General features: G+C 73.1%; 15 protein-coding genes and 1 pseudogene. 8 read left to right on the top strand and 8 right to left on the bottom strand.

Annotated elements, in window-relative coordinates; all coding sequences use genetic code 11:
- Positions 1 to 378 precede the first annotated feature (378 nt).
- Both ACIRQ9_RS22740 and ACIRQ9_RS22735 read right to left on the bottom strand, forming a co-directional pair.
- Positions 379 to 741 (bottom strand): signal peptidase I, encoded by a 363-nt coding sequence (locus ACIRQ9_RS22740; RefSeq protein ID WP_404176243.1) that lies wholly within the window; start codon positions 739 to 741, stop codon positions 379 to 381.
- A gap of 120 nt (positions 742 to 861) precedes the next feature.
- Entirely contained in the window at positions 862 to 2073 is a 1212-nt protein-coding gene (locus tag ACIRQ9_RS22735; RefSeq protein ID WP_404176240.1) for a glycosyltransferase, read from the bottom strand.
- A gap of 245 nt (positions 2074 to 2318) precedes the next feature.
- On the opposite strand from ACIRQ9_RS22735, the gene ACIRQ9_RS22730 reads away from it, so the two are divergent.
- Positions 2319 to 3008, top strand: a complete 690-nt coding sequence (locus ACIRQ9_RS22730; protein ID WP_404176237.1) for an NTP transferase domain-containing protein — start codon at positions 2319 to 2321, stop codon at positions 3006 to 3008.
- Here ACIRQ9_RS22730 and ACIRQ9_RS22725 read toward each other — a convergent pair.
- Positions 2983 to 3198: pseudogene (locus ACIRQ9_RS22725) on the bottom strand (NAD(P)-dependent oxidoreductase); the annotation flags it as partial. The gene ACIRQ9_RS22730 and the pseudogene ACIRQ9_RS22725 overlap by 26 nt on opposite strands.
- 116 nt (positions 3199 to 3314) lie before the next feature.
- A complete protein-coding gene (locus tag ACIRQ9_RS22720; protein ID WP_404176234.1) occupies positions 3315 to 5528 on the bottom strand; it encodes an MMPL family transporter in 2214 nt (737 codons plus the stop codon).
- 96 nt (positions 5529 to 5624) lie between these two features.
- On the opposite strand from ACIRQ9_RS22720, the gene ACIRQ9_RS22715 reads away from it, so the two are divergent.
- The 4 genes from ACIRQ9_RS22715 to ACIRQ9_RS22700 all read left to right on the top strand — a co-directional run bounded on the left by ACIRQ9_RS22715 (position 5625) and on the right by ACIRQ9_RS22700 (position 9905).
- Entirely contained in the window at positions 5625 to 6248 is a 624-nt protein-coding gene (locus ACIRQ9_RS22715) for a TetR/AcrR family transcriptional regulator (protein ID WP_404176231.1), read from the top strand.
- A 243-nt stretch (positions 6249 to 6491) separates the two neighbouring features.
- Entirely contained in the window at positions 6492 to 7931 is a 1440-nt protein-coding gene (locus ACIRQ9_RS22710) for a glutamate decarboxylase (protein WP_404176228.1), read from the top strand.
- A gap of 153 nt (positions 7932 to 8084) precedes the next feature.
- Positions 8085 to 9191: an NAD(P)/FAD-dependent oxidoreductase gene (locus ACIRQ9_RS22705; RefSeq protein ID WP_404176225.1), complete on the top strand. Its 1107-nt coding sequence runs from the start codon at positions 8085 to 8087 to the stop codon at positions 9189 to 9191.
- 90 nt (positions 9192 to 9281) lie between these two features.
- Positions 9282 to 9905, top strand: coding sequence for a DedA family protein (locus ACIRQ9_RS22700; RefSeq protein WP_404176222.1), 624 nt, complete (start codon positions 9282 to 9284; stop codon positions 9903 to 9905).
- Between the two features lie 44 nt (positions 9906 to 9949).
- Here the strand turns inward: ACIRQ9_RS22700 and ACIRQ9_RS22695 are convergent, their stop codons facing one another.
- Complete coding sequence (locus ACIRQ9_RS22695) at positions 9950 to 10402, bottom strand: MarR family winged helix-turn-helix transcriptional regulator (protein WP_404176219.1); 453 nt, start codon at positions 10400 to 10402, stop codon at positions 9950 to 9952.
- A 127-nt stretch (positions 10403 to 10529) separates the two neighbouring features.
- On the bottom strand, positions 10530 to 11516 hold the full coding sequence (locus ACIRQ9_RS22690; RefSeq protein WP_404176216.1) for an Lrp/AsnC family transcriptional regulator: 987 nt from the start codon (positions 11514 to 11516) through the stop codon (positions 10530 to 10532).
- 188 nt (positions 11517 to 11704) lie between these two features.
- Here ACIRQ9_RS22690 and ACIRQ9_RS22685 point away from each other — a divergent pair, with 188 nt between their 5' ends.
- Positions 11705 to 13300, top strand: a complete 1596-nt coding sequence (locus tag ACIRQ9_RS22685) for an MFS transporter (protein WP_404176213.1) — start codon at positions 11705 to 11707, stop codon at positions 13298 to 13300.
- Positions 13301 to 13305: 5 nt separating this feature from the next.
- Here the strand turns inward: ACIRQ9_RS22685 and ACIRQ9_RS22680 are convergent, their stop codons facing one another.
- Positions 13306 to 14637, bottom strand: a complete 1332-nt coding sequence (locus ACIRQ9_RS22680) for an enolase C-terminal domain-like protein (protein WP_404176210.1) — start codon at positions 14635 to 14637, stop codon at positions 13306 to 13308.
- A gap of 257 nt (positions 14638 to 14894) precedes the next feature.
- Between ACIRQ9_RS22680 and ACIRQ9_RS22675 the strand changes: the two genes are divergently transcribed.
- Positions 14895 to 15260 (top strand): DUF779 domain-containing protein, encoded by a 366-nt coding sequence (locus ACIRQ9_RS22675; RefSeq protein ID WP_404176207.1) that lies wholly within the window; start codon positions 14895 to 14897, stop codon positions 15258 to 15260.
- A 74-nt stretch (positions 15261 to 15334) separates the two neighbouring features.
- Entirely contained in the window at positions 15335 to 16576 is a 1242-nt protein-coding gene (locus ACIRQ9_RS22670; protein WP_404176204.1) for a phosphodiester glycosidase family protein, read from the top strand.
- A gap of 21 nt (positions 16577 to 16597) precedes the next feature.
- On the opposite strand, the gene ACIRQ9_RS22665 is transcribed toward ACIRQ9_RS22670, so the two are convergent.
- Complete coding sequence (locus ACIRQ9_RS22665; RefSeq protein ID WP_351326497.1) at positions 16598 to 16792, bottom strand: hypothetical protein; 195 nt, start codon at positions 16790 to 16792, stop codon at positions 16598 to 16600.
- Positions 16793 to 17069 lie beyond the last annotated feature (277 nt).

The raw sequence follows: 17069 nt of genomic DNA, 5'->3' as shown, positions 1-17069 counted from the left end.
TGGTTCACGCACTTCGGTGCGCACTCGGGCCCGGCACGGCCGTGTTCGGTCATTCGGCATGCCGTCCGGAATTCGTATACAATTCGGCGGGCCGCATCGCGGCGACCCGGACCGAATTAATCATGGATTCAGCGGCGTTTCATGCGGCCTGCCGCCGCCTTTCCTGTGCCGGAACTCCATGAATTGATCGGCTACGTGCGGAGGAGTGATCGAGGAGGTGTCCGTTTTCTCCGGCCACCCCGGTGGTGGCTCATTTCCGCCGATGTTATGTGGGTGTCGATTAAACGGTCAACAGTGACCGACGCCACAACTTTCACGGGCGAAAAAGGCGTCACCCTTCGGTTTAGAAAATTTTTGGGCGGGACTGTGGCTTTTCACCTACGGTGCGGCGTATCCCGACACGGAGGGCCAGCGCACGGTCAGCACCACGGAGTCCCGCTCGGCGGTCCACGAGTGATCCACTCCCGCGTTCCAGACGACGTAGTCGCCCTGTTCCTCCAGCAGGACGCTCCGGCCGGGGAACTCCACCCGGAAGCGGCCCGAGACGAGCACCAGCAGGGCCGTCCGCACCTCGCCCCGCACCCACTGCACCCGTCGCTCGCCCTGCGGATGGACGCCCCATTTGACCTCGACGGCGTCGCTGTGCCGGGGATCGCCGTGCTCCTTGAAGTGCCCGAGCAGCCACCCCCGGTCCACCGCCGCGTCCTTGCCCGCGTTGCCCACGTACACGCCGTCGTCCATGCGCCCGCACGCTAGCAGCCGGCCGGCGCGAGCCAGGCGCCCCGGCCGGGGTTGCCGGGAGCCCCGGCCGGCCGCCGTTCCCCCCGGCAGGGGCTCCCGTTCGCCCTGACCGGCCCGGGGCTACCGCAGCGCCTCGGCCAGCAGGCGCGCCGCCGCCTCCGCTCCGTCGGTGCGGATCCGGTCCCCCAGGGCCTTCGCCCGCGCCCGGGTCCGCGGCGACAGGGCCGTCCTGAACGCGTCGGCCAGCGAGTCCGCGGTCGGGGGCGGACCGTCGAGAGCCGCGCCGACGCCGAGGTCGGCCACCCGGCGCGCCCAGTACGGGTTGTCCGACAGCTGGAGCGGTATCACCACCTGCGGTGTGCCCGCCCGGGCGGCCGTCGACGTCGTTCCCGCGCCGCCGTGGTGCACCACGGCGGCCACCCTGCCGAACAGGCGTTGGTGGTTGGCCTCGCCGACGGCGAAGCAGTCGTCCCGCTCGTCGCCCGCGTCCAGTTCCGCCCAGCCGCGCGAGACGAGCACCCGGTGTCCCTGTGCGCGGATCGCCTCGACGGCCAGGCGGCCGATGCCCGGCGACGGCCGCATGCTCCCGAAGCCCACGTAGACCGGCGGCGCGCCCGCGTCGAGGAAGGCCGTCAGGTCGGCCGGGAGCGGACGGTCGTCCGGCAGGTACCACGCGCCCGTCTGGACGACGTCGAGACCCGGGGTCCGCGGCCACGCTCCGAGGACCGGGTCCGCCGCCAGCCACGGCCGGTCGGTGAGGACGTGGCCGCGGACGTCGTCCACCGGTGGCAGGCCGAGCGCCGCCCTGCGGTCGTTGAGCGCCTGGCCGAACTGCGCGTTCACGTTCCGGGCGTCCCGTTCCCACAGCGCCCGGTTGCTCTCCGCCCCCGGGTCCGGCTCCGGCCAGCCCGGCCGCGGCGGCGGCGCGTGGTGCGGCGAGGGCAGGTGGACCGCCGCATAGCTCACGTACACGTAGCGGACGCCCGCCGCCTCCGCCGCCGACCGCGCGGCGATCTGCGCCAGGCCGGCCGCCACCACCGCGTCGCATCCCTCGACGGCCGCCGGGAACGCGTCGAACTGCGCGCCGACCATCTCCGTCCGGTACCGGGCCAGGTCCGCCGCCGACGGCAGCGCCGCCCCGCGCATCACCTCCCGCACCGGCGGCCCGACCGGGACCGGCCGCACCCCGACGCCCGTGAGCCGGGCGGCGAACTCCTCGTCCGGCGGCACGCACATCCGCACCTCGGCGCCGAGCGCCCGCAACCGCACCGCGAGGGCCACCAGCGGTTCGACGTCGCCGCGCGTCCCGTATGTGGACAACAGCACCCGCATTCCGCATTCTCCTTCGTCGTGTCTTCCACGCGTTTCGGCCCGTTTCCGCCCGGAATTCGGGCGCTGCCATTCACGCGGCGCACCGGCCGCCACGGTATGCGGCCGTGGTACGGATCGGTCAACCCAATGTTTCTCCGATAAGCGCCGTGCGCAGTGTGTAAGGGAACGCCGGCATGCCTCGACGAGGCGCGCGAGGTCCGCGATCGACAATTCCACCGGAGAGCTGCTCGATGCATAGTTCGTCCGTGCCCATACCCGATGTCTCGGTCATCTTGCCCTGCGCCGGAATCGGCTCGCGTTTCGGAGCGCCCTACCCCAAGGAGCTGCACTGTCTGGCTCCCGGGGTCACCGTGCTGGACCGCAGCCTGGAATCCGTCGTAGAACTGGTCAAAAGCGGACTTCACGTCCGTCTCGTGGTGGTGTTCGGGAAGCACAAACTCGACACGGTGCGTCATCTCGCGCGCTATGCGGAGATCTTCCACATGGTGTTCGTCTTCCAGGACGAGTCGTTCGGACCCGGTCTCGACGGAGCCATCCGGTCCGCCCTGCCGATGACGCGGGGCCCGGTGGCGCTCGTCCTCCCTGACATCGTTGTTACGGGGCCGGACACGGCCGGCCAACTCCTCGCCGCGGTCCGGCACACCGAGGCGGCGGGCTGGAGTGTGGTGGCCACCGAGGAGCGCGACCCCGAGACGCTGCGGCAGATGGGGGCGCTCGCGGTGACCGAGGCTGACGGTGTCCTCACGGTCGGGGCGGCCGCCGACAAACCGGCGGACCCCTCGGGCTACAACGCGTTCTGGGGCATGGTGGCGGCCGGCGAGGCCGAGGCGCACCGACTGCCCGACGTCGTCGGCGCGGGGGCGGCCAGTCCGCTGGCCGGTGCGGTCGCCCTGATGGTGGACGGAATCGTCAACTACAACACTCCGTCGGGCTGATTCCCGCCGTCGGTGTCAGCCGCCGCACGGGGTCGCCCGCCAGGAAGGCGGCGATGTCCTCCACCGCCTGCGTGTGGAAGGTGCGGTAGTTGCCCTCGGTGACGTACCCCAGATGCGGAGTGACGAGGACATTGGGCAGGGAGCGCAGCGGGTCGCCCGGGGCGAGCGGCTCGGTCTCGAAGACGTCGAGCCGGCTCCGCCGGAGCAGCAGGGCGGAGCCGGGCCGGGTGCGCGCCTCGGCGCGGGGTGCCGGGCCGGGCCGGGCCCGGCCGGCGGCTCGTCGTCGTCGGCCGGGCCCGGGACCGGTCAGCCGGCGGCCGGCTCAGGCTCCCTGCGCTCCGGCTTGACCGGGGCGGGACCCGGCAGCTTGGCGCCCTCGATGTCCACGTCCGGGGTGATGCGGTCGAGCGCGCCGGGCAGGCCCCAGGCGCGGCGGCCCAGCAGGGCCATGACCGCCGGGACCAGCGTCATGCGGACCACGAACGCGTCGACCAGGACGCCGAACGCCAGGGCGAAACCGATGGACTTGATGATCGGGTCGTGGTTGAAGACGAAGCCGCCGAAGACCGCGACCATGATCAGGGCGGCGGCGCTCACCACCCGGCCGCTGCGGGCCACCCCCCGCGTGACCGCCTCGGCCGCGTCCCCGGTGTGCTCGTGGTGCTCCCGCATCCGGCTGACGAGGAACACCTCGTAGTCCATGGCCAGTCCGAAGAGCACGCCGATGAGCAGGACCGGCAGGAAGCTGGTGACCGGCCCGGCGGAGGGGATGTCGAGCACGCCGTTGAGATGGCCTTCCTGGAAGACCCACACGGTGGCGCCCAGCGAGGCGGCGACCGACAGCAGGAAGCCGAGGGCGGCCTTGACCGGGACCAGCAGGGACCGGAAGGCGATGGTCAGCAGCAGGAGCGCCAGGATCACGATGATGGCGACGAACAGCGGCAGCGCGTCGGACAGTTTGCCCGCGACGTCGATCGCGGCGGCCGTCGTGCCCGCGATGTAGAGGGTGCCGCCGGCCTTGCGGACGGTGGTCGCGTTCTCGCGCAGCCGGTGCACGAGGTCGGTGGTCGCCTGCGCGTCCGGGCCGGTCCTCGGGACCACGGCGACGACGGCGAGGGTGGCGTCGGCGTTGGTGACCGGCGGGGCGACGACCGCCACTCCGCGGTCGCTCGCCAGGGACCTGCTCAGCGACGTGACGGTGGCCGTGCGGTCGGCGGCCGGGATCCGGTCCAGGTCGACCACGGCGGTCAGGGTGGCGTTGAAGCCGGGCCCGAAGCCTTCCGTCAGCAGGTCGTAGCTCTTGTGCTGGGTGCTGTCGACGGGCTGCGAGGCGTTGCTGGGCAGGCCGAGGCGCAGGTCGCGGGCGGGCACGGCGAGCGCGAGCAGGCCGAGGGTGCCGGCGAGGAGGACCAGCAGCGGCCTGCGGGTGACGGCCCGGCCCCACGCCAAGCCCCAGGAGCCGGCGGCGCGTTCGCGTCGCGGGCGGGCGTCGGCGGGCGCGGGGCGGTGGGCGCGGGGCCGCAGCCGTTCACCGAACAGGCTGAGGGCGGCGGGCACCAGGCTGACGGCGACGAGCACGGCGAGCAGCACGGTCGCGGCCGCGGCCAGGCCCATGACGGTCAGGAACGGGATACCGGTGACCGCCAGCGCGGCCAGCGCGATGATCACGGTGGCGCCGGCGAAGACGACCGCGCCGCCGGCCGTGGCCACGGCCCGGGCGATCGAGTCCGCCATGTCCTGGTCGGGGTCGGCGAGTTGCTCGCGGTGGCGGGAGATGATGAACAGGGCGTAGTCGATGCCCACGGCCAGGCCGATCATCAGGGCGAGCACGGTGGCGGTGCTGGTCATCTCGACCCAGCGCGAGACGAACTGCACGCCGAGGACGCCGACGGCGACGCCCACCAGGGCGGTCAGCAGCGGCAGTCCGGCGGCGACGAGCGAGCCGAGCGCCAGGGCCAGCACGGCGAAGGCGACGACCACGCCGACCACTTCGGCCGGTCCGCCGACCTCCGTCTTGACGTCCATGGCCGAGCCGCCGAACTCGACGGTGAGGCCGGCGTGACGGGCCTTGGTCATCGCGCGGTCCAGGGCGTCCTTGGACGACTGCGGCACGTCGCTGGCCTGCTGCCGGAAGCGGACGTCGGCGTAGCCGATGCGCAGGTCCGCGGCGACCGTCCTGGTCCTGATCGGGTCGGAGACGTCCAGGACGCCGGGTATCCGGGCGGCCTCCTTGAGGCTCGCCTCCAGGGCCGCCCGGGTCCGGGGCGCGGTGAGCCGGCCGCCCTCGGGGGCCGCGAAGACCACCCGGGCCACGCCGCCGGAGGCCTGCGGGAACTCCTTCTTCAGCAGCTCCTGGGCCTGCTGCGACTCGATCCCGGGCACCGAGAACTCGGTGGTCGCCTTGCCGTGCAGTGCGATCCCGAGACCACCGACGACGGCGAGCAGCAGCACCCAGACCGCGATGACCCGGCCGCGACGGCGTACCGCCCATCGCCCCCAGGTGTACAGGCGTGACGCCATGTTCCTCTTCCCTCTCCCTCGACCACTCGGCCGGTAACAACGTACGGCATTTTTACAGTTGACTGTAAATACGCGTCCGATGGTAAAGTGCTGCTCATGACGAGCGAGGGTCTGCGCGAGCGCTCCAAGGCGCGCCGCCGGGAAGCGATCCTCAGAGCCGCCTACCGGCTGTTCGCCGACCGCGGCTTCGAGGCGACGACGATCGCCGACATCGCCGAGGCCGCGGAGGTCTCGCCGCGCACGGTCACGCTGTACTTCCCGTCCAAGCTGGAGCTGGCGACCTCGCGTTTCGACGCGTTCACCGACCGGCTGGGCACGGCCGTGAGGGACCGCGCGGCGGGTCATTCGATCGTGGACTCGCTGGAGGACTGGCTGCGGGCCGAGGCCGCCGACCACAGCGAGCTGGACGACCTCCACGACCGCATGCTCGAACTCAATCCGCAGGTCAAGGCGGTCGCCAACACCCGGCTGACGGAGGTCATCCAGGAGGGCACGCGCATCCTCGCCGAGGAGCGCGGCGAGACGCCGGACGACTTCGGCCCGCGCATGGCGGCCGCGGCGGCGGCCGCCGTCGTGTGCGAGGTGATGTGCCAGACCCCCCGGGAGCACGACATCGAGACGGCGATGGCCTTCCTGCGGGCCGGACTCGCCGCCCTGCCCGCACCCCGGCCCGCGGCGCATCCGGGGCGCCCGGACCCGTCCGCCGGACCACGCCGGTGAGGTGCGCGCCACCCGCCTCGGCCTGATCCGCCGGACGGGTCCGGCACGGGCGGTGCGCGGACGAGCGCGTTCGGCCTGTCGGGGCATGCGGCCGGGCCCCCCAGTATGTGGATGGGAAAATCCAGTTCATCAGTCCGCAAACCGGTCGCTGGATCGGTGTAATCGGCACAGATGCCGCACCGAAAAGAGATCTAGCTTCGGAGTGCACGGGGCCGTACGGACAAGAAAGGCATCGAGTCACTCATGCCCATCCCGCATACCGACGTCATGACCGCACCCGAGTTCGACACCCTCATCGTCTCCCCCGCGACCGAACCCGAACCCGAACCGGAACCCGACCGCCCGGCCGTCGCCGGGCTGCCGCCGCTCGACGACCATCTGCTCCTGCCCGTCGACGAGTTGCCCGCGCACGCCTCCTCGCCCGACCAGGTCGGCCGCCGGGTCCGCGACGAGCTCATGCTCGACGGCAACGCCCGGCTCAACCTCGCCACCTTCGTGACCACGTGGATGGAGCCGCAGGCACGGCAGTTGATGGCGGAGACCGCGGAGAAGAACCTCGCGGACCGCGCGGAGTACCCGCAGATCACCGCCATGGAGGGGCGCTGCGTACGGATGCTCGCCCGGCTGTGGCACGCGCCGTACCCGGAGCAGGTCCGGGGCTGCTCCACCACCGGCTCCAGCGAGGCGGCCATGCTCGGCGGCCTCGCGCTCAAGCGCCGCTGGCAGGACCGCCGGCGCGCGCAGGGCAAGGACACCGCGCGCCCGAACATCGTGATGGGCGCCAACGTCCAGGTGTGCTGGAAGAAGTTCGCCAACTACTTCGAGGTGGAGCCGCGTTACGTCCCGATGGAACCGGGCCGCTACCACCTCACGCCGGACACGCTCACCGCCTACTGCGACGACAACACGATCGGCGTCGTCACCGTCCTCGGGTCCACCTTCGACGGCTCCTACGAGCCCGTCTCGGACATCTGCCTGGCCCTGGACGGATACCAGGCCGCCACCGGCACCGACATCCCCGTGCACGTCGACGGCGCCTCCGGCGCGATGGTGGCCCCCTTCCTCGACCCGGGGCTGCTCTGGGACTTCCAGCTCGAACGCGTCGCCTCCATCAACACCTCGGGGCACAAGTACGGGCACGTCTTCCCGGGCCTGGGCTGGGCGTTGTGGCGCAACGCCGAGGCCCTCCCCGACGACCTGGTCTTCGAGGTCGACTACCTCGGCGGCTGCTCCCCCAGCTTCACCCTCAACTTCTCCCGCCCGGGCGCCCATGTCGTCGCGCAGTACTACAGCTTCCTGCGCTACGGCTTCGAGGGGCTGCGCAACCTGGCGGCCCAGAACCGCACGACGGCCCGCGCGCTCGCCGCGCGCATCCAGGGCATCACGCCCTACGAACTGGTCACCGACGGCTCCGAACTGCCTGCCTTCGCCTTCCGGCTCGCGCCCGGCACCGAGGGCCTGACGGTCTTCGACATCTCGCAGGCGATGCGCGCCCGCGGCTGGCACCTGCCCGCGTACACGTTCCCGGCGCCCTGCCAGGACGTCTCCGTGCTGCGCCTCGTCGTACGCACCGGATTCACCGCCGAGTTGGCGGCCATGTTCATCGCCGACCTGACCGAGGTCACCGGACGGCTGTACGAGTGGCGGACGGCGACGGCACCCGCTCCGGCCGCCGCGCCCTGACCGCGGCCCGCGACGCGGGGCGGACACCGCCGGACAGCCGGACCGCACCGGCCCCGGGCGTCTTCGCAGCACCCTCACAGAACCCGCCCTGCGCTTGATGTTTCAAATGTTAGGCTCGCCGCCATTCCCCCCACCTGGCACAGGAGAATCACCGTGCGGGACGGCAACATAGTGGTGATCGGCGGCGGTTACGCGGGCGTGCGGCTGGCGAGGAGACTGGACGCCGCGGCGCACGTCACCCTCGTGGACCGCAAGGAGGTCTTCTTCCACCGCATCGCCTCCCTGCGCGCGGGTGTCCGCCCGGAGTGGACGGGCGCCCCGTTCATCCCGTACGACAGGCTGCTGACGCACGGCCGTCTGGTGGTGGGCAAGGCGGTCCGCATCGACACCGCGGAGCGCCGGGTCACCCTCGCCACGGGCGACCGGCTGCCCTACGACGTCCTGGTCGTGGCCACCGGAGCCGACTACCCCGAGCCGGCCCGCTTCGTCGGCACCACCCCCGACGAGGCCGCGAAGGCCTTCGCCGAGCACCAGCACGGCATCGCCGCCGCCGGCCACATCCTGGTCGTCGGCGGCGGTCCGTCCGGCGTCGAGCTCAGTGCCGAGATCCGGCTGGCCCGGCCGGACGCGCGGGTCACCCTCGCGCACTCCGGGCGGGAGCTGCTGCACTCCACCGGCAGCGCCCGTGCCGGACGCCGGGCCAGAACCTGGCTGACCGCCCACGACGTGACCGTCCGCCTGGACTCGTTCATGTCACCAGGCGCCGACTTCGGCACCTATCGCGACACCCACGGCGGGATCGTCGCCGCCGACCTCTCCTTCTGGGCGACCGGCACCACCCCCAACACGCTCTGGCTGCGTCTGGCCGGGCACGGCGACTGGCTGACCGGGACGGGACACGTCAAGGTCGACCGGACGCTGCGGGTCGAGGGCCGGCCGGACGTGTTCGCGGTCGGCGACGTGAACGACGTCACCGAACTGAAGGTCACCCCGGCCGCGCTCGCCCAGGCCGAGGTCGCGGCCCACAACATCCTCTCCTACCTGCGCGGTTCCGGGCGGCACGGCAACAAGCTGCGGACCTACCGGGCCGTCCGGCGCACCCCGCTGATCGTGCCCTTCGGGCCGGCCGACGGCGTGACCGTGCTGCCGGTGCCGCTCGGCGAGAGCGCGGTCCTCGGCACCCGGGCCACCACCATGGCCAAGGCGAAGACCCTCATGACCCCGTACATGAGACGCCAGCTCGGGTACCCCTCGGCCTGACGCTCCCCGATGGCGCGGCGCGGCGCCCCGGCCCCCGGCACGTGACACTTGAGGGAAGCGACCGGCGTACGGGACGGGGAGGTGCCGAGGGTGATCGCCGTCAATCCGACGGACAGTGCCTCGTTGCTCGCCGCCTTCGGGGCGCTGGCCGTGCTGGTGGTGATCTTCGCCGAGTCGGCGCTGCTGGTCGTCGGCTTCTTCCTGCCGGGCGACACCCTGCTCTTCCCGGCCGGTGTGCTGTGCGCGGCGACCGCGGACCGGGGTCCCCGTCTGGAGCTGTGGCAGGTGCTGGTGTGCGCGGCCGTCGGTGCCGTGGCGGGCGGCCAGGTGGGTTATCTGATCGGACGGCACGGCGGCCGTCCGCTGCTGGCCCGCACCTCCAGCCGGCGGGTGAAGTCCGGCGCGGCCCGCGCGGAGCGTCTGCTGGCCCGCTACGGATACGGCAAGGCACTGGTCATCGGCCGTTTCGTGCCGTTGCTGCGGACGGTGCTGCACCCGGCCGCCGGGGCACTGGGGGTGCCCGTGCGGCCATTCACGCTGTGGCAGACGGTCGGCGGTCTGCTCTGGTCGCAGACCTTCGTCCTCGCCGGGTTCGCGCTGGGCTCGTCCGTCTCGCACATCGACCGCTATCTGCTGCCGCTGGTCGGCGTGATCGTCGTCCTGTCCCTGCTGCCCGCACTGGCCGAGGCCCGCCGGGCCCGGCGCGGGCGGTGACCGGCTCGGGGTCGCCGCTTCGGCGGGGGCCCGGACCCGGGAACTCAGTCGAGTTTGTCCGCCACCGCTTCGAACTGGCGCGCCATGGCCGCCACCGACCTGCCGTCGAGCAGGTCCACGACCCGCTTGCGGGCGCTCGCCAGATGCACCGGGTAGGCGTCCTGGACGCGCCGGAGTCCCTCCGGGGTGAGGGTCGCCACGTTGCCCCGCGCGTCTCCTTCGTAGCGCCGCTTGACCACCTGGCCGCGGTTCTGCAGCGCGTCCACGACCCGGGTGATGCGGCTCGCGGACAGGGCGGTGGCCGAGGCGAGGTCGGTCATCCGCAGCTCGCGGTTCTCGGCCTCGGAGAGGTTCATCAGGACGACGTACTCGGTGAGCGTGAGCCCCGTGGACCGCAGCAGGTCGTCGTCCAGCGAGCGCGGCAGCGCGACGGTCACGCGGAGCAGGGCACGCCAGAGGCGCTCTTCGTGGTCGGTCAGTGGCTCCTCGTCGCTCATCGCGGCAGAATAGCGTGCTCAAGCAAGGAGTCTCAATGCCGGACGGCACGTCGCCGCCGGTGTCCGGTCGGACATCCTACCCGGCCGCGGCCCCGGAGCGAGACCCGTCGGCGGTCCTCCCGGTGGCCTACGGCGGTACCAGCCGGCCCCGGGAGATGAGGGACGCCGCCTTCTTGAGGTGGTGGACGCTGATGCTGACGGCGTAGGCGTCGATGCCCGGCGTGGCGGCGATCCGGGTGGTCAGGAAGCGGTAGAAGTCCTCGGGGTCGCGGGCGATGACGGAGACCATCAGGTTGTGCTCCCCGCTGATGGCGCCGACGAAGGGGACCTCGGCGTAGCCCGCGGCCTCCGCACCGACCCGTTCGAGCTCGGCGGGCGGCACCCGCAGCCAGAGGATGGCGTGCAGCCAGTGGCCCAGCCGCTCCGGCAGGAGTTCGACCTCGTACTCCAGGGTGCCGGAGGCCTCCAGCGCCTCCAGCCGCCTCGCGACCCGGGACAGGGACCAGCCGGTGAGTTCGGCGAGCCGGGTGTGGGTGGTCCGGCCGTCCTGGGCCAGGGCCTCCAGCAACGGCGCGTCCTCGTCGGTGGGCGGGAGCGGGGGTCCGGCGGTGGGCGGCGGCCGCTCCGAGGTGAGCCTGCCGACCTGTTCGGGGTCCAGGTTCTCGCCGTAGCCCGTCCAGCCCGCGGTGCCGGGCGCGTCGTAGTTGTGGATGATCAGGTCGACGCTGACGTCCAGCACCGAGGCGGACCTCGGCAGCTGCCGGAGCAGCACGTCCTCGCCGGGCATGTCGAGCGGGGCGCGGATGACGCAGATGATCTCCGAGCCGCCGGACGCCAGATGGGCCCAGGAGATGTCGGGCCGGCGGGCGAGGGCCTCGGCGAGCGGGGCGACGCGGTCGGGACGGCAGCGGATGCGGGCGACCCACTCCGCGGCGCCGTGCACGCGCCGGCTGACCAGTCCCACCACCCGGAGCGCGCCACTGCGCCGCAATGCCTGGTAGCGGCGGGCGGCGGTCTGTTCGGAGACGCCCGCGACCTCTCCGATCCGGCGGAAGGACAGCCGGGGCGCGCACTGCAACGCACGGAGGATCTTCCTGTCCACGTCGTCGACCATGGTGGAAGTGTGGCATGGGCCCGCGCACATCTGGAGGATTCTGCTGCCGGAGCCGCGGTTGCTTGGTGGTTGTGCGCGCGGGACCGGATGCTGTGGCGGCGGGTCTCCCACCGGACGCCCGTACGACACAGGCCGCCGGTCCGCCGGGGCCTCGACCGCGGCGCGGCGCGCCGCGAAGGAGTATCTCCGTGAACGTCACGACACCGGCGAGCCCGCCGGTCGAGCGGCGGGCGGCCACGATCGTCATGGCCTGCCTGGGCGTCTTCGTCGCCTACCTTCCCGTCACCACCGTCGCCGTGAGCCTGCCCGCGCTCCAGGCGGCGCTGAACGCGTCGACGGCCCAACTGTCCTGGGTGCAGGACGCGTTCGTGCTGCCGATGGCCGCGTTCATCCTCACCGCGGGCGTCTTCGGTGACGTCCACGGACGCAAGAAGGTCTTCCAGGCCGGTCTGCTCTGCTCCGCCGCCGGGGCGGTCACCGCCCTGTGCGCGCACTCCGTCGAGGTGGTCTGGGCCGGTCAGGCGCTGGCCGGTGCCGGTGCGGCCGCGCTGCTGCCGACCACGCTGGCGCTGATCAGCCACGTGGTGCCCGACCACCGGGAGCGCGGCAAGTACATCGGCATATGGGCGACCTGCCTGATGGGGGCCCTGGCGATCGGCCCGGTGATCGCCGGTGTGGTCGTCGCGCACTTCTCCTGGCGCTGGATCTACCTGCCGTCGGTCCCGGTGGCGCTGCTCGCCGTCGCCGTCGCCGCCCGGCAGCTGACCGACTCCCGGGCCCCGCACGGCCGGCGGCTCGACTGGCCCGGCCAGCTCACCGCCACGCTCGCGATCACCGCCCTGGTCTACGGCGTGATCGAGGGCGGCGCGGGCTCGTTCACGGACGCCGGGGTGATGGTGGCGCTGTTCACCGCGGTGGCCGCCGGTGCCGCCTTCGTCCTGGTGGAACGGCGCAGCGACAGCCCGATGCTGGACCTGAGCCTGTTCCGCAGCCCCGCCTTCACCGCCACCACCCTGGTGGCGATGATCAGCTTCCTGGCGCTGATCGGGTTCTTCTTCGTCCTCAGCCTCTACTTCGGCATGGTGCAGCGGTTGGACACCCTGCAGGCCTGCTGGCGGCTGCTGATGGTGACCGGCGCGGCGCTGCTGGTCGGCGGCCCGGCGGGACGGCTGATGCACCGGATCTCCGCGCGCTGGATGATCACCGGCGGTCTGCTGCTGGTCGCCGGGGCGCAGTTCGCGCTGACCACGCTGGCCGCCGACACCTCCTTCGCGTCGGCCGCCTGGCGGCTCGTCCTGCTGGGCCTGGGCATGGGCCTGGTCATGACCCCGATGACGGCGACCGCGGTGGCCTCCGTGCCGTACCACCTGGCCGGCATGGCGGCCGCGGGCAACAACGCGTTCCGGCAGGTCGGCGGCGCCCTCGGGCCCGCCGTCCTGGGCGCCCTGCTCACCACCCGGGCCGTGGACGCGCTGCCCGGTCACCTGACCGGCGCCGGAGTCACCGGCGCGGCGCAGGACCGGGTCGTCTCGGTCGCGCGGGCGGACGGTCTCGGCGCGGTCGCCGGCCTGGACCTGGGCCCGCGGACCGGCCAGGCGCTGGGCGCGCTGGGCGAATCCTTCCTGGACGGGATGCGGCTGTGCCTGATCACGGCGGGCAGCCTCACCCTGCTGGCCGCCGTGGTCGCGGCGGTCCTGCTGCGCACCCCGCGGGAGCGGCCGGCGACGCTCCGGGCGGCGGGACAGCCCGCCGAGGAGAAGGAGCCGGCGGTCCGGGGAGCCTGACGGCCTCAGCGCACCAGGCAGGGCCGCTTGGCGTCGAAGGTCCAGCCGTCCACGAGGTACCGCATCCCGGCCGCGTCGTCGCGGCCCGCGCCGAGGCCGAGTTCCTCGTGGCGGGCGTGGGCCGCGAGCAGCCGGTCCATGTCGAGCCGGACGCCGAGGCCGGGGGCGTCGGTGACGGCCACCTCACCGTCGACGATCCGGGGCGGTGCGACGGTGAGGCGCTCCCGGCCCTCCTGCCAGATCCAGTGCGTGTCCAGCGCGTTGTAGTCGCCGGGGACCGCGGCGCCGCAGTGCGCCATCATGGCCAGCGAGATGTCGAAGTGGTTGTTGGAGTGGCATCCCCAGGTCAGTCCGGTCGCGTGGCAGAGCTGGGCCACCCGCACCGAGCCGCTCAGGGTCCAGAAGTGCGGGTCCGCGAGCGGGATGGAGACCGACTGCAGGGCCAGGGCGTGGGTGAGCTGCCGCCAGTCGGTGGCGATCATGTTGGTGGCGGTGGGCAGGCCGGTGGCCCGGCGGAACTCGGCGAGGATCTCGCGCCCGGAGTAGCCGTCCTCGGCCCCGCAGGGGTCCTCGGCGTAGGCGAGGGTGCCCAGCAGCGGCCGGCACAGCTCGACGGCCTCCCGCAGGGACCAGGCGCCGTTGGGGTCGAGGGTGATCCTGGCCTCGGGGAAACGCCGCTTCAGCGCCCGGACCGCCTCGACCTCCTCGGCACCGGCGAGGACCCCGCCCTTGAGCTTGAAGTCCCGGAAGCCGTAGCGGTCGTAGGCCGCCTCCGCCTGCCGGACGATCGCCTCCGGAGTCAGGGCCTCCTCGTGCCGGACGCGGTGCCAGGGCACGTCGGCGTCGGGTTCGCCGAGGTAGTCGAGGTCGGTGCGGCCCGCGTCGCCGACGTGGAAGAGGTAGCCGAGGACGCGCACCGAGTCGCGCTGCTTGCCGTCGCCGAGCAGGGCGGCGACCGGCACCTCCAGGTGCTGGCCGAGCAGGTCGAGGAGGGCGGACTCGACGGCGGTGACGGCGTGCACGGTCGTCCGCAGGTCGAAGGTCTGTTCACCGCGGCCGCCGGCGTCCCGGCCGCCGAACGCCTCCCCGATCGCCCGCAGCACCCGCTTGTGGTCGCCCAGGCGCGCGCCGACGACCAACGGCTCCGCGTCCCGCAGCGTCCGGGTGATCGCCTCCCCGCCCGGCACCTCGCCGAGCCCGGTCCTGCCCTCGGAGTCCTCGACGACCAGGACGTTGCGGGTGAAGTAGGGGGCGTGGGCGCCGGAGAGGTTGAGCAGCATGGAGTCCCGGCCGGCCACCGGGTACACGGAGAAGCGGGTGACGACGGGCTGGCTCATGGGCGGAACGTCCTTACACGGAAGAAACGACATCTACATATGGAGATGTAGATTAAGGATGCGGACGCACCCGGGTCAATGGGCCCACAGGGCCGCCCGCTCGGCGGCCTTCTCCGCGGCGCTCCCGGCCCGTGCCGCCCGCCCGGCTCCGTGCCGCCGCGGCTCCGCGCGCCGGGACGTCAACGACCGCTTATGGACCGGCCGGTGACGAGGGGTGAGACTGGGGGGACCCGACACCCCGCCCCAGGAGGGTGACCATGGACGACCAGGCAGCGCCTCCGCGCGTCGAGCTCACCCCGCAGGCGGCCGAGCTGGTGCGCCGGCTCCGCGCCCAGCATGGCCCGCTGATGTTCCACCAGTCCGGCGGCTGCTGTGACGGCAGCGCGCCGATGTGCTACCCCGACGGCGAGTTCCGCACCGGCGGCTCGGACGTGCTGCTGGCCGAGCTGGCGGTGGACGGCGTCGAGGAGCCGGTCACCTTCTGGATGTCCCGCAGCCAGTACGACGTGTGGAGCCACACCCGGCTGATCGTGGACGTGGTGCCCGGACGCGGTAGCGGATTCTCGCTGGAGGCACCCGAGGGGGTGCGTTTTCTCACCCGTTCTCGCGTAGTCGACGTCTGACCGCCCTGCCGGTCACTCCGGTCTGCTGCACTTCCCTGAGTCCCGCGTTACTCGACGAGACATCAGGGGGTGCGGTGACGCATCGTCAGAGACGACTTGCGGCGACCGGCCGAACTCTGTTCACCATTCTCACGACCTCCGGCGTCCTGGCCGGCGCCGCCCTCGCGGGGGCGGCACCGGCGGGCGCCGCGACCGGCACCGGGCGGATCGCGTCCGGCGTCGACTACCGGGAGTTCGACCTCTCGGCGGCCAGGGGCACCGTCCACGCGCATCTGCTGACCGTCGACCTGACCGATCCGCACGTCCACGTGGACCTCCTCACCCCGGGTGCGGTGGCCGCCCGGTCGCAGGTGTCCGCGATGGCCGACGCGGCGGGCGCGGTCGCGGGCGTGAACGGCGACTTCTTCGACATCTCCGAGACCCAGCACCCGGGGGTGGCCGCGACCGGCGCGAGCGTCGGCCCGGCGATCGCCCACGGCCGGGTGCTCAAGGCCGCGGTGCCGACGGCCCAGCGGTTCGGCCCGTCGTTGCCGCCCGGCGCCGACACCACCGACGTCCTCGGCGTCGGCGTGGACCGCAGGGCCCGGCTGGACCGGCTGACGCTGGCCGGGACCGTCGGCACCCCCGGCGGGAACCTCGCGCTGCGCGGGCTCAACCAGTACGCGCTGGCGCAGAACTCCGTCGGCGCCTACACCGCCGCGTGGGGTCCGGCCTCCCGCAAGCGCGCCACCTGCGGTTCGGACACCGACCGGGCGGCCGGGTGCAGCACGGACACCTACGAGGTGCGGATCCGCGGCGGCAGGGTCGTCGCCACCGCCACGGCGCCGGGCAGCGGCCCGATCGCCGCCGACACGACCGTCCTGCTGGGCCGGGAGGCCGGCGCGGACCGGCTGCGTCGGCTCACCAAGGGCCAACGGGTCACGTTCCGCGGGCGGTTGGTGGCCTCGGCCACCAGGATCCCGTACCGCTTCGCGGTCGGCGGCTACCCGGTGCTGCGCGGCGGCCGGCCGGCGGCCGGGCTCGACGACGCCACCGCGGCCGTCCGTACGGCCGCGGGCCTCACGAGCGGCGGGCGACGGCTCCTGCTGCTCGCGCTGGACGGCGCGAAGCCCTACCGCGGCGGGCTGACCATCGCCGAAGTGGCGCGGGAGATGCGGGCGTTGGGGGCCTCCGATGCGTTCAGCCTGGACGGCGGCGGCTCCTCGACACTGGTCGCCCGCACCCAGCGCGGCCGGACCGTGCGCGTTCTCAACCACCCGACCGTGAGCCCGGAACGGCCCGTGGCGAACGGGATCGGCGTCTTCTCGACACCGTGACCGCGGGCCGCGTCCGGCGGCTCACGGACGCAGGCTGCTCACCATGTCCGCCGTCGCGGTGAGCCCACTGCTGATGGTGGGCGCCATGCTGGTGCTGGCCAGGTAGAAGCCGAGCAGCATGCAGACCAGGGCGTGCGAGATCTTCAGCCCGCCCTGGCGCATGAAGAGCACGGCCAGCAACAGGAGCAGCAGCACCACAGAGATGGAAACGGCCATCGCGAACCTCCTCCGCCACGCCCGTCCCAGGGCGTTCGGCCGCAAGTGTGGCGTAGCGGAGGGGAGGCCCGTGCGGTCGACACGTCCCCCGATCGGGTGGTGTCACGACACCCGACGGGCGGGCGGACCGGCGAGCAGCCTGTGCGGACGGCCGAGCGGCGCGACCCGCCCGTGCCCGAGCCGCCGAGCCGCGCGAGCCGCCCGTGCCCGAGCCGGGCCGGCCGCTGGCTCGGGTGCCTGCCGGACCGGCGCGCGGGCACGTGCGAGGCACGGGGCT

It is taken from the genome of Streptomyces sp. NPDC101237 (assembly GCF_044767465.1).
GTDB classification, from domain to species: domain Bacteria; phylum Actinomycetota; class Actinomycetes; order Streptomycetales; family Streptomycetaceae; genus Streptomyces; species Streptomyces gramineus.
Note: the sequence above shows the minus strand (reverse complement) of the source record. Positions and strands in the feature narration are given on the sequence as shown.